Here is a 12,089-nt window from a genome sequence, read left to right as displayed (position 1 = left end):
GCATCGTACAAAACGATGCGGCAAAAACGAAAGTCTCCCCGGTAGACATTCCTATTGATTGGGACCCGCAGGCTAAGCAACAGCAACGGGCTGCGTTAGCTGATTTTTCCGCAGCCCCTTGGCAGGGCTTTGAAAAATCAGAACGCGGCCCCAACAGCTCCTCCCTGTTTCAGCCACTGGCTGCGGTCGTCGCCGTTGCACTGGGCTGATTGCTTACCCTGCTGCGCAGGGCCGTGCTGTTCGAATCCCTCCAGGTCCCAAAGCCAGCGCGCGGCTTATGTGTACGCAAAAGAAAAAGCAGCAGCGTTAAAATTACGCTGCTGCCAAAAGTGGACCTAGAGGGATTCGAACCCTTGACCTCTCGGATGCGAACCGAACGCTCTCCCAACAGTCTCGCTTTTGTGCACACCTTATGCACCGTGAGAAAAGAAAAATCAACGTATATTCGTCCATATAAAACGACCTGCCATCCCAACGGCCTTTCTTGGTCGCAAGTGTGGTTTCCAATCCGCTGATTTTCAAAAGGAAGCGATTTGGGATGTAATATGGTTGGCGGACAAGTGAGCTACAGGCCCTTGAGATGTAACTCACTTGGGGTTCAGATGTATCGCATCTCAATTTACAATAAAATACGATGTACCGTAAAAGCGCAACTTCTACTCGGAAAGAATGAAAGCTGCGCTTTTATTTTTACCCACAAAACATTTCAAAAGGAGAATGCCCATGGATAAAGACTTTATGCTGAACTACTACGACAAAATGGTACGTCCAATATGGACGGAGCTGATGAAGACACCTCGCTATCAGAGGGTGGCTTGCGAACACGACAAGCTCGAACGTGAGTTCCGGCGGCTGTTGGATGAAAAGCTGGGGCGGAAGTATCTTGAACTGGACGATGCACTGTTCCGAGTGATGGATGACATCGCAGAAGCTATGTATATGAAAGGTGCCGCAGACCGTGAGTTGATGATCCGTTAATACCATGAGTTACGACTACTTCTATGGGCAGTCGGGCGAACTGTTTTCCTACTTCCGTATTCCGAAAGCACTCTTTCAGGACAGCCGTTTCCGGCAGCTTTCCACGGACGCCCGAACACTGTATGGCATCCTGCTTGACCGTATGAGCCTTTCCGCAAAGAACAACTGGTTGGATGAGCAAGGGCGCGTGTATATCATCTACACTGTCCGGGAAGTGCAGGAATCTCTCTGCTGCGCCGAACACAAGGCGGTCAAGCTGTTCCGGGAACTGGAACAGGCCAATCTTATTGAGCGCAAACGGCGAGGGCTGGGCAGACCCAGCTTGATCTATGTCAAGAACTTTTCGTCTGGACTGCCGCCAAAAGCACAAGTACAGAATTGCGCAAACAGCAATTCTTGTGCTGCTGAAAATGCAGTTCAGGTGCAGCCAAAACCGCAATCTAATAAGACTGATAAGAATAAAACAGAGAGGAACAATCCTTTCCTCCCGGATGAATCGGACAGAGAACAACTCGAAGATTATTTTTATCAGGCATTGGAGGTCGAACTGCTGCTCCGGCTTTGCCCGGATGATGAGGACACCATCTATCAAATTGTGGACTTGCTTGTGGACACCTGCTCCACCAAACGCAAGATGTTGAGGATTGCCGGGGATGATAAGCCCACCGAAGTGGTGCGCAGTCGGCTGAAAAAGCTGAACGCAGACCATATCCGCTTCGTGCTAGGCTGTCTGGCAGAGAACACTTCCCCAGTGCGAAACATGAAGCAATATTTGTTGGCAGCACTGTTCAATGCGCCCACGACCATGAATCTCTATTATCAGAACAAAACGAACCACGACTTTGCGCGTGGCTCTCCGGGGAGGTGATATTATCGCAAAGAAAGCAACCACAATCGCCATCGTCAACCAAAAAGGCGGCACGGCCAAAACCACCACCTGTGAAAATTTGGGCATCGGTCTGGCTATGGAGGGGAAGAAAGTTCTGCTGGTGGATGTTGACCCGCAGGGTTCACTCACCATTAGTATGGGCTGGCAGAAGCCGGACGAACTGCCCGTTACTCTTTCGACCCTGATGCAGAAAGCCATAAACGACCAGTGCATTCCGCCCGGTGAAGGTGTGCTGCACCATGCAGAGGGTGTAGACCTCATCCCGGCCAGCATTGAGCTGGCAGGGCTGGAAGTTGCCCTTGTCAATACCATGAGCCGGGAAAAAATGCTGAAGCAAGTCTTGGACAGTGCCAAACGCGAGTACGATTATATTCTACTGGACTGCACTCCTTCGCTGGGAATGCTCACCGTCAATGCGCTGGCTGCGGCAGATACCACGTTGATTCCGATGCAAGCGCAGTACCTCTCTGCCAAAGGACTGGAACAGCTCTTGCAGACGATTGGAAAAGTGCGGCGGCAGATAAACCCAAAATTAAAAATCGAGGGTATTTTGCTCACCATGACGGACAGCCGCACCACCTATGGAAAGCAGATCGACAATTTAATCCGGCAAGGCTATGGCCGGAAGATCAATGTATTCGAGCAGACGATTCCCCGGTCTGTCCGTGCCGCTGAAATCAGTGCGGCAGGAAAAAGCATTTTTGCCTATGACCCAAAAGGAAAAGTGGCAGAAGCCTACAAATCTCTGACGAAGACTAACTATTAAAAGTCAAGCCCTAAAATAAAAAAATCCGCCAACCATCCGCTGCCCATGACAAACATCATTCAAATGCTGGCCTTGGAGTAGCGAGGGTGACGGAGAGAACAGCAAAGCAAGCCCAGCCAACCCTCGCAAAAACAGAATAGCATTTGAATGCTTCGGTTTGTCAAGGGTTCGCTGCGCCAGCTAAGTTGTTCTTAGGTTTAACTCAAGCTCTGGAGAAAATCAAGTGATGGCAAGATATGCTTTACCGGACTTCTGCAAAGCGTAAATAAGTCGTACGAGTTTCTTTGTGGCATGAGATAGGGCAACATTGTAGTGCTTGCCTTCAGCTTGCTTTTTGGTAAGGTATTCAGTAAAAACAGGATTCCAGTAACAGACGTATTTGGTTGCAGTGTAAAGAGCGTATCGAAGATAACGAGAGCCACGCTTTTCCATGTGTGCATAGCAGTTTGTGAGTTTTCCTGACTGGTATGTGGACGGAGAACATCCGGCATAAGCCAAAACTTTATCAGGAGAGTTGAAATTTGAAAAATCCCCCACCTCTGCAAGAATCATCGCAGCAGAATAAAATCCCATTCCGGGAATCGAAAGGATTGGCGGTTTCAATTCATCCATGATTTTCCGAATGGCATCTTCTATTTCGTTGATTTCGGAGGTGAGTTCTTGAATGAGCTTAATGGTGTGCTTTAATTCCAAAGACTTAGCAGGCATAACAGAACCAATGGATGTTCTGGCTGCATCTCGGATATGAGTAGCTCGGTCTTTTCGGTAATGGCCTCTGGATGTTGTCACGAGGATGTTAGCCAATCTGGTCAGATGAGCTTCTGAAATCTGCTTTGCACCGGGATATTCACTGAGAAGAGCATAGATTGAAGTGCCGTGGATAGACGAAACAAGCTGTTCTAATTCTGGAAACAGGATCGTAACCAATCTGGACACCGACTGCTTTAGTTTGGCGCGTTCCTGAACTTTATCAAATCGGTATCTCGTGAGTGACTTTAGTTCTTCGTTGTGATATGCTGTATCTGTGTAGGACTTGAGGTCTACATCGGACAATAGCATAGTTGCAATCGTTTTTGCATCCACACGATCGGTTTTAGTTTTGCGAAGACTGAGGCTCTTTCGATACAGGTTGGTATGCAAGGGATTCATGACATAGACGGGCAGGTCGTTGTCAAGAAGAAACCCAAGGATATTGCAGCTGTAATGTCCGGTAGCCTCAAGCCCTACTTTTATTTTGTCTGATTTTTGAGTACAGTCTTTAATCGTTTGCAGCAGCCTTTTAAACCCATCTAGGTTGTTGGGGATGGTAAAGCAGTCAGCGAGGGTTGTTCCTTCTGAATCAAGGATGCAGCAGTCATGCTTATCTTTGGCAACGTCAATTCCAACACAGATCACTTTTGATACCTCCGCTATAGTATTTAATGCTGCTTAGGACCACAGACTTCTTTGCAGTTGTAACCTCGTTCTAAATAAACCGTCTGGCGGTATCTAACTGATTAACATTTCAACAAAGAAGCTGTGGTTGGAGCCTTTGTCAAACCGTCTTTGCGGTAGGAGGTGTTCACCAATCCACAGCATCCTATACAGTGTAGCATACCGCTGGAGAGCGGTCTATAAATACTACTCTTTTATAATACGAGGAGGTGCTGGCCGATGCCGATAGACAGCGGAAACTTAGCTCTGAAAGGGCTAGATGAACTTTTCACTACGGAGGAAAAGCGACAGGAAGAGCAGCGCGAACAGGTGCAACAGATTCCCATTGATGAGCTGCATCCGTTCACCAACCATCCTTTCAAAGTCGTGGACGATGAAGCCATGACCCGGACGGTGGAAAGCATTGCCCAGTTTGGTGTGCTGGCACCGCTTATCGCAAGACCGTGTCCGGATGGTGACGGATATGAGATTATCTCTGGCCACCGCCGCCAGTTCGCTGCAAAGATGGCTGGACTGGAAACGCTGCCCGTCATTGTGCGTGACATGGACGATGATGCCGCCACGATTTTAATGGTCGATTCCAACTTGCAGCGAGAACACATCTCGCCCAGTGAAAGGGCTTTTGCGTACAAAATGAAGATGGATGCCATGAAAAGAACTGCTGGTAGACCACCAAAAGAAAATCCCCGACAAGTTGTCGGGAATTTTGAAACAGCCGATCTTATCGGTAAAGAAAGTGGTGAAAGCGGCAGACAAGTCCAGCGATTTATTCGTCTGACAAACCTCATCCCCGAACTTCTGGATATGGTAGACGAGAAAAAAGTATCGTTCAATCCTGCGGTTGAACTGTCCTATCTCTCGCACGAACAGCAGCAAGAAGTGATAAACGCAATGGACGACACGCAAAATGCGCCTCATTCTCACAGGCAAAGCGCATAAAGAAGCTGGCGCAGGAGGGCAATTTTACTTCAGAAGCCGTAGTCGATATTATGGGCGAGGAAAAGAAAAGCGAGCAAGACACTGTAACCATCAAAAACGAAACTCTGCGCAAATACTTTCCTCGCAGTTATACGCCCCGGCAAATGGAAGAAAAAATCATTCAGCTTTTGGATGCGTGGCAGAAAAAGCGTCAGCGTGACAATGAGCGTTGACAGCGCATGAACCGATAAGACCCGGTTGGGTCTTTTATTTTTGCAAAAATTCAGGAGGTAACGCCCATGAACAATACGATTGATTTCAATACCGCAAAGACCATCGGCACCATGAGCAAGAAAATCGACCATATCAACGATACAGTGTCCAGCTTCTTCTCTTTCATGCACATGGTCATGCAGAACGAACTTGGCAATGCAGAGCCATACTTTGCAGCAACTTCTCCCGTTCTGGATTTGACCGTGATCCGGCCTGACGATGCGCCGCATATCCTGCCCTGCTTCGATGAAGCAGATGAGGGCATCAGCATTTCCGAAGATGAACCGCTGGGCTTCCGCTACAACCCCAAGCAGGTCATTAAGCTGATGGGCAAGCGGTATCTGGTCGGCCCGGTGATTTTCCATCGCTTCGATGATGACGGGAATTTTGCATCCCTGACGATGAGCGATATGTACGCCATCCAGAAATATCTGGAAAGCAGCAGTGTCACTCTGATGATCGACCGCGACAAGCTGACCTGCATCTGCATCGACTGAGGTGTGCATGAAGAAGTTTGATGTAGAAATCACAGAAACGCTCCAGCGCACGGTTTCTGTCGAAGCCGCTTTACAGGAAGAAGCAGAGAAAATCGTCACGAAAGCGTGGAATAATGAGGACGATGTTCTCGACTCCGCAGATTTTGTCGGTGTCGATTTCAAAACTGTTGGTGAGCAGGAACTTTCTGAAAGCAGAAAAATGGAGGTTCTTCTGGTTCAACCCGGTATGTATCCGCAGAAAGCCACCATCGGCACGGAACTGAAAGATTTTCAGGATGCTGTCGGTGGCACCATTGCGGCAAGCTACCCTTTCGATGATCCGGTTGCCATCGTTTACAACGATGAAGGAAAGCTGACGGGACTGCCCCTGAACCGTGCCTTGCGAGATGAGGATGGGCGGATGTACGACGCTGTTGCTGGAACCTTTCTGGTGGTGGGGTTGGGAGAGGAGGATTTTGCATCACTTTCCCCGGAGTTGGCACAGAAGTATGAGAAGCAATTTCACCAGCCGGAAACTTTTTTGAAATTGGGGAATCGCCTGTTGGTAATTCCTGTCCCGGACGATGCTGTGAAGTCTGCCGAGAATAAAGTCGTGATCAAGCCCCCAGCGGAACATGACCGTTAAATCTAAACTTCTGCACGGGAGGTGGTAAAATGCAGGAAGAAGTCGAGCAGAAAACATTCAACATCGTGGTGTCTACTACAAAGTTGACCGCCCGGACAATTCTTAATGCCGGAAAAGCTGCCATTCAACAGCAGCAAGCGAAGATGGCTGGCGGCAAACAGAGCGTCCGAATGCTCCTGCGGCAGAATCGGGGTGTTTCCAGTGTGGAAATCGACAAAACAAATATCCGTGGGTTTGAACGGTATGCAAAAAAATATGGCATTGACTATGCTATTCGCAAGGACAACTCTGAAATGCCGCCCCGGTATCTGGTCTTTTTCAAAGCCCCAGATGTGGAGGCATTTAATGCGGCTTTCAAAGAATATTCCGCATCCCTTCTGAGTAAAACCAAGCGACCCTCTGTACTGGAAAAGCTGCATGAGCTGGTGCAAGCCGCAGCAGAACTTCCCGGCAAGGTGCGCCGTAAGGAACAGGAGCGTGGGCTGTGACAACAAAAAAGCTGACGAAGCTGCTTGCGCTGTATCTTCCCTATATCCTGCTTGGACTGGTGGCAACAAACTTCGGTGAAGCATGGCGGCTGGCCGAGGGTAAGGAGCTGGGCGACAAAATTATGGCGATGATGGGAACTATTCCGCTGGCCTTTGCAAACCCTCTGCCCAGTCTGCATCCGCTGGATTTGCTTATTGGCTTTTCCTGCGGCGCAGGGTTACGGCTCGCCGTATATTTGCGGAGCAAAAATGCAAAGAAGTACCGTCATGGAATGGAGTACGGCTCTGCACGATGGGGCACCGCCAAGGATATTGAGCCTTTTCAGGCTCCCAAGTTTGCCGATAACATCATCCTGACAAAAACGGAACGTCTGATGATGAGCAATCGCCCACCTGACCCCAAGAACGCCCGAAACAAAAATGTGTTGGTAGTCGGTGGCTCTGGCAGCGGTAAGACGCGCTTTTGGCTGAAACCGAATCTCCTGCAATGCCACAGCTCCTATGTGGTCACTGATCCGAAAGGAACGATAGTTCTCGAATGTGGGCAGGCCATGTTGAAGAATGGCTACAAGGTAAAAATCCTGAACACCATCAACTTCAAAAAGTCGATGCACTACAACCCCTTCGCCTATGTCCACAGCGAAAAGGACATTCTGAAACTGGTCACGACCCTGATGACCAACACCAAGGGCGAAGGGTCCGGCGGGGACCCTTTCTGGGAAAAAAGTGAACGTCTTTTGCTGACTGCGCTTATCGCCTATCTGTATTATGAAGCCCCTGTCGAGGAACAAAATTTTGCTACCCTGTTGGAAATGCTCAACACGATGCAGGTTCTGGAGGACGATGAGGAGTATCAAAACCCGGTTGACCTCCTGTTTGAAGATTTGGCAAAGACAAAGCCAAACAGTTTCGCAGGGAGACAGTATAAGTTGTATAAGCTGGCGGCAGGTGATATATGCTCTAAGTGACTTCTTAATCATGATTTTGTCATGGTTAGTGAAGCAATCACTTAGAGCATTTTTGTTTCAGGAGGTACAGCCATGAGAAATGAAAAAATTACCCCACTGTACGAGCGCCTGAGCCGGGACGATGAGTTACAGGGCGAGAGCAACTCCATATCCAACCAAAAACAGATGTTAGAGGATTTTGCCCGCCGGAATGGGCTGCCAAACCCTACGCACTTTACCGATGATGGTATCTCAGGCACCCGTTTTGACCGCCCCGGATTTTTGGCGATGATGGAGGAAGTGGAGGCAGGGCGTGTAGAGGCAATCGTCATCAAGGACATGAGCCGGTTAGGACGCGACTATCTGAAGGTCGGTCAAGTTATGGAGGTTTTGCGGCAGCGAGGCGTTCGTCTGATTGCCATCAACGACGGTGTGGACAGTCTGAAAGGCGATGACGATTTTACCCCGTTCCGCAACATTATGAATGAATTTTACGCCCGTGATACCAGTCGGAAAATCCGCTCTGTGTTTAAGTCAAAAGGCATGAGTGGCAAGCACCTGACCGGTACTGTGATTTACGGCTACTTGTGGGATGAAAAGCGGGAACATTGGCTGGTAGATGAGGAAGCCGCCGAAGTGGTACGCCGTATCTTTTCCCTCACGCTGGAGGGATATGGGCCTTATCAGATCGCTTGCAAGTTGTCCGCAGACCGGATTGAAATTCCTGTCGTACACCTTGCCCGATTCAACGAAGGTGTGAACCGTTCAAAGCCGGTCAAAGACCCCTATGGATGGGGATCATCTACCATCGTGAACATTTTGAAAAAACGAGAGTATTTAGGGCATACCGTCAATTTCAAGACCCGAAAGCACTTTAAGGACAAGAAAAGCCATTATGTCCCGGAGGACGAATGGACGATTTTCGAGAATACCCACGAAGCCATTATCGACCAGCAGACCTTTGATTTGGCGCAGAAAATCCGCAGCAATGTACGGCGTTATCCAAACGGCTGGGGCGAAGCTGCTCCCCTCACAGGCTTGCTCTACTGTGCCGATTGCGGCGGCAAGATGTATGTCCACCGCACTAACAACGGCAAGCGGGTTTCTCAATATACCTGTTCCAATTATACCAAAGTTCCGTGTGGGACACTATGCCCTACACAACACCGTATCAATGAGAGTGCTGTCCTGACATTGGTTTCCGACACGCTCCGGGCTATCGCTGAATATTCGAGAAATGACCGGACGGAATTTATTCACACTGTTCAGGAGATGCAGGTTGCTCAACAGAGTGCCGATATATCGAAAAAGCGCAGGCGTCTGGCTGCTGCCCAAAAGAGAGCCGGAGAACTGGAAAAACTGATTTGCAAAATCTATGAGGACAATGCCCTCGGCAAGCTGCCGGATGCACGATATAGGGCGCTTGATGCACAGTATGCCAAAGAGCAGGACGCACTTGAGATTGAAATTGCGGAGCTGGAAAAGGCTGTTACCGGCTACGAGCAAAGCCAGAAATCAGCGGAGAAATTTATAGCCCTGATTGATAAGTACGAGAATTTTGACAAGCTGACAAATACCATGCTCAATGAGTTTGTCGATAAAATCCTTGTCCATGAGCGAGCCAGAAAAGGTAGTCAGGACACCACGCAGGAAATTGAAATCTACTTCAATTTTTTAGGACGCTATATCCCACCATCCTTACAGCCGGTTCCTTTAACCCCGGAGGAACAGGAAGAATTGCGGAAAAAAGAAGAACGCAAGGACAAACTTCATCAGAACTACTTGAAGCGTAAAGCCAGCGGTGCCCAGAAGCGTTATGAGGACAAAATCAAGGCGAAGAAAAAAGCGGAAATGGACGCTAAGAAAGCCCTGATCCGGGCTGAGGATATGAAAAAAGGTATTTTTTCTACTGTCGGGCAGCTGCCGAAAGAAGAACCGCACAAAGGTAGCATAGCAACCAGCGCAGCAGTCTAATCATCATGGAGCAAAGGAGAATGAATATGAGTAAGTTGACTTACATTCGTTGTGGAGATTATGATATACCCAACCTAAAACTTTCTGAACAGCCGGAAACTTCTATCGGCAAGTACGGCAGGATGAGAAAATCCTACCTAAAGAAACATCGCCCCATTCTCTACAACCAACTGCTGATGAGCGAGAAGCTGTATCCACACCTGTTAGAGATTGACCGGACAGCGCAGGAGCGCGTGGACACCATGTTGCCTCACATGATGGAGACTGCGGGTGTCACGGAAGAACTGAAAGCCCGTGACCCTATGCGCTGGGTGGGGCTGATGAACACGCTGAAAGCGCAGGCAGAGGAAATCATACAGGATGAACTGATTTACAATTAGTTTTTTAGGCAGAGGCTTCGGCCTCTGCCTGATTTCATGTATAATTTTGCTTATTTCCTGCCTTGTACTATTCGAGAAAACGAATTATAATGATAAAGTTGGAGGTGCAATATGGACTATATGACATTAAAGGAAGCTGGCGAAAAATGGGGTGTGACTCCTCGTTGGATAAATTATTACTGTTCTTCGGGCCGTATTCCCGGCGCTGTGAAAATGGGAACTGTCTGGCTAATTCCAAAGAACACAGAAAAGCCCATTGATGGTAGAACAAAAAAAGCAAGGAGCAATCGCAATGGAAAATAAGATTATATTGATTGAAGATGACGAAGAAATCAGAAGCATGGTGAAAGACTATTTATCAGGAGAATTTCAAGTGCTTCCTTTTAGTGAGGGGAAAACAGCCATTCACACTGTTAAGAATTACGATGAATACTCTCTTGCACTCATAGACCTCATGCTGCCGGATATGAGTGGTATGGAGATTATTAAGACTATTCGACAGGTCAGCACGATCCCGATCATTATTATCACCGCAAAGGACAATGATACCGATAAATCGTTGGGGCTGAATTTGGGGGCCGACGATTATGTTGTAAAGCCATTTTCTCTGATTGAGCTTACTGCAAGAATTAAGGCCAATATTCGGCGTGCCAGAACCTATCAAGCCATACCGAGCGATGCAGGTGTCAAGATAAAAGATTTAGAGATTGACCCAATAAGTCATACTGTTAGCCACCAAGGAACCTTGATAGATTTAACGCCCATTGAATTTGAAATCTTGCATCTGCTGGCAACCCATCCGGGACAGGCTTTCTCAAAAGAACGCTTATACGAACTCATTTGGAGAGAGCCATATTTCGGAAATGAAAATGTACTAAATACTCATATCAATCGACTGCGGCTGAAACTAAAAAACGGTGAAGAAGATACGACAACCTATATTAAGACCTTATGGGGAATAGGTTACAAGATGGAGGATAAATAAATGTGGGTTCTGTTTGCTGCGCTTTCAGCCGCTTTGCTACTCACCTGCATTTGGCAGAGAATACAGTATGGGAAATTGCAAAAAGAAATCAACTATATCAGTAACCGACTGGAAACGCTTTCTATTACTTCTGAAAATGGCTTTGTTCTTCTCCCTACCGATCATGCCTGCATGAAAAAATTAGGGGCTACGATTAACACATTGCTTCAAAATTTCTATGAAAAGAAGTCAGAATATGAACAGGCACAAAAGGCGATGGCACAGGTTCTTACCAATATCTCACATGATATTCGTACCCCTCTGACTGTGCTAAAAGGAAACAGTGAAATGTTGGCTGCTAAAGTGGATGATGTATCTGTGCCGGAGGTCATTCATACTATGGCTACCAAAATTGACCGTAAAGCAGATGATTTGATAACAACGATAAACGACTATTTTACAATGTCCAAAATTGCTTCCGGCGATCTTCCTCTGAAACTGCAAAAGGAGAATGTTTCAAGATTATGCCAAGACACCATTTTGGAATATTATGATCTGCTTGAAAAGCAGCAATTTGAGGTGGATATACAGATACCTGCTACGCCGATTTATGCAGACACAGACCGGGACGCCTTGCAGCGTATTTTGAAAAACCTGATAGACAATGCAATCCGGCATGGCGGTGATGGAAAGTATATTGCCCTGCGTCTTACAGCAAAAAAAGGCAAAAGTGTCATTGAAATAGAGGATCACGGAAAAGGAATGTCGCCACAACAGCAAAAACAGATATTCATAAGAAACTATACGACTGCCCCGAAATCATCAGGAAATGGTCTGGGATTGGCGATTGCGAAGAAACTTTCTATGCAGATAGGAGCAGAATTGCAGGTTCACAGCATACAGAATGAGCAAACGGTTTTCTCAGTCATTTTGAAAAGTTAGAATAAAGTTAGATT

The 12,089-nt window shown here is 47.5% G+C and carries 12 protein-coding genes and 3 pseudogenes; 14 read left to right on the top strand and 1 reads right to left on the bottom strand.

The genetic code is table 11. From position 1 onward, the window contains the following. Positions 1-723: 723 nt before the first annotated feature. The 3 genes from ACNQFG_RS13010 to ACNQFG_RS13000 are packed head-to-tail and all read left to right on the top strand — an operon-like array spanning position 724 to position 2,633. A complete protein-coding gene (locus ACNQFG_RS13010; RefSeq protein ID WP_117930362.1) occupies positions 724-978 on the top strand; it encodes a hypothetical protein in 255 nt (84 codons plus the stop codon). 4 nt (positions 979-982) lie between these two features. Beyond that, the gene (locus tag ACNQFG_RS13005) at positions 983-1,846 is read left to right on the top strand and encodes a DUF6017 domain-containing protein (RefSeq protein ID WP_423405189.1); all 864 of its coding nucleotides are present in this window, start codon (positions 983-985) and stop codon (positions 1,844-1,846) included. Beyond that, complete coding sequence (locus ACNQFG_RS13000; protein WP_423405188.1) at positions 1,827-2,633, top strand: ParA family protein; 807 nt, start codon at positions 1,827-1,829, stop codon at positions 2,631-2,633. Before ACNQFG_RS13005 ends, ACNQFG_RS13000 begins: the two co-directional genes overlap by 20 nt. A gap of 219 nt (positions 2,634-2,852) precedes the next feature. Here ACNQFG_RS13000 and ACNQFG_RS12995 read toward each other — a convergent pair whose 3' ends face one another. Next, positions 2,853-4,028: an IS110 family transposase gene (locus tag ACNQFG_RS12995; protein WP_156070816.1), complete on the bottom strand. Its 1,176-nt coding sequence runs from the start codon at positions 4,026-4,028 to the stop codon at positions 2,853-2,855. A 258-nt stretch (positions 4,029-4,286) separates the two neighbouring features. Here ACNQFG_RS12995 and ACNQFG_RS12990 point away from each other — a divergent pair. The 11 genes and pseudogenes from ACNQFG_RS12990 (at position 4,287) to ACNQFG_RS12940 (ending at position 12,075) form a co-directional block, all read left to right on the top strand. Then, a pseudogene (locus ACNQFG_RS12990) lies at positions 4,287-5,218 on the top strand (ParB/RepB/Spo0J family partition protein). Positions 5,219-5,284: 66 nt separating this feature from the next. Then, positions 5,285-5,755 carry a hypothetical protein gene (locus ACNQFG_RS12985; RefSeq protein WP_423405187.1) on the top strand — a complete coding sequence of 157 codons (471 nt, stop codon included), beginning with the start codon at positions 5,285-5,287 and terminating at the stop codon, positions 5,753-5,755. A gap of 7 nt (positions 5,756-5,762) precedes the next feature. Then, positions 5,763-5,897, top strand: a pseudogene (locus ACNQFG_RS12980) (DpnD/PcfM family protein); the annotation flags it as partial. A gap of 57 nt (positions 5,898-5,954) precedes the next feature. Further along, the gene (locus ACNQFG_RS12975; RefSeq protein ID WP_423406592.1) at positions 5,955-6,380 is read left to right on the top strand and encodes a DUF3846 domain-containing protein; all 426 of its coding nucleotides are present in this window, start codon (positions 5,955-5,957) and stop codon (positions 6,378-6,380) included. A 29-nt stretch (positions 6,381-6,409) separates the two neighbouring features. Next, a complete protein-coding gene (locus tag ACNQFG_RS12970) occupies positions 6,410-6,868 on the top strand; it encodes a PcfB family protein (RefSeq protein ID WP_128117793.1) in 459 nt (152 codons plus the stop codon). Further along, positions 6,865-7,818, top strand: a pseudogene (locus ACNQFG_RS12965) (type IV secretory system conjugative DNA transfer family protein); the annotation flags it as partial. The gene ACNQFG_RS12970 and the pseudogene ACNQFG_RS12965, both read left to right, overlap by 4 nt. A 90-nt stretch (positions 7,819-7,908) precedes the next feature. Next, complete coding sequence (locus ACNQFG_RS12960) at positions 7,909-9,789, top strand: DUF4368 domain-containing protein (protein WP_423405186.1); 1,881 nt, start codon at positions 7,909-7,911, stop codon at positions 9,787-9,789. A gap of 26 nt (positions 9,790-9,815) precedes the next feature. Continuing rightward, complete coding sequence (locus ACNQFG_RS12955) at positions 9,816-10,169, top strand: TnpV protein (RefSeq protein ID WP_423405185.1); 354 nt, start codon at positions 9,816-9,818, stop codon at positions 10,167-10,169. 111 nt (positions 10,170-10,280) lie between these two features. Then, positions 10,281-10,472, top strand: coding sequence for a helix-turn-helix domain-containing protein (locus ACNQFG_RS12950; RefSeq protein WP_173692175.1), 192 nt, complete (start codon positions 10,281-10,283; stop codon positions 10,470-10,472). Continuing rightward, on the top strand, positions 10,462-11,154 hold the full coding sequence (locus ACNQFG_RS12945; RefSeq protein ID WP_423405184.1) for a response regulator transcription factor: 693 nt from the start codon (positions 10,462-10,464) through the stop codon (positions 11,152-11,154). The genes ACNQFG_RS12950 and ACNQFG_RS12945 overlap by 11 nt, the downstream gene beginning before the upstream one ends. Beyond that, positions 11,155-12,075 carry a sensor histidine kinase gene (locus tag ACNQFG_RS12940; RefSeq protein ID WP_423405183.1) on the top strand — a complete coding sequence of 307 codons (921 nt, stop codon included), beginning with the start codon at positions 11,155-11,157 and terminating at the stop codon, positions 12,073-12,075. It abuts the gene before it with no gap. Positions 12,076-12,089 lie beyond the last annotated feature (14 nt).

Origin of the sequence: Faecalibacterium prausnitzii (assembly GCF_049532945.1) — a bacterium.
Lineage (GTDB): Bacteria > Bacillota > Clostridia > Oscillospirales > Ruminococcaceae > Faecalibacterium > Faecalibacterium prausnitzii_N.
This window is presented reverse-complemented; position numbering and strand designations above follow the sequence as displayed.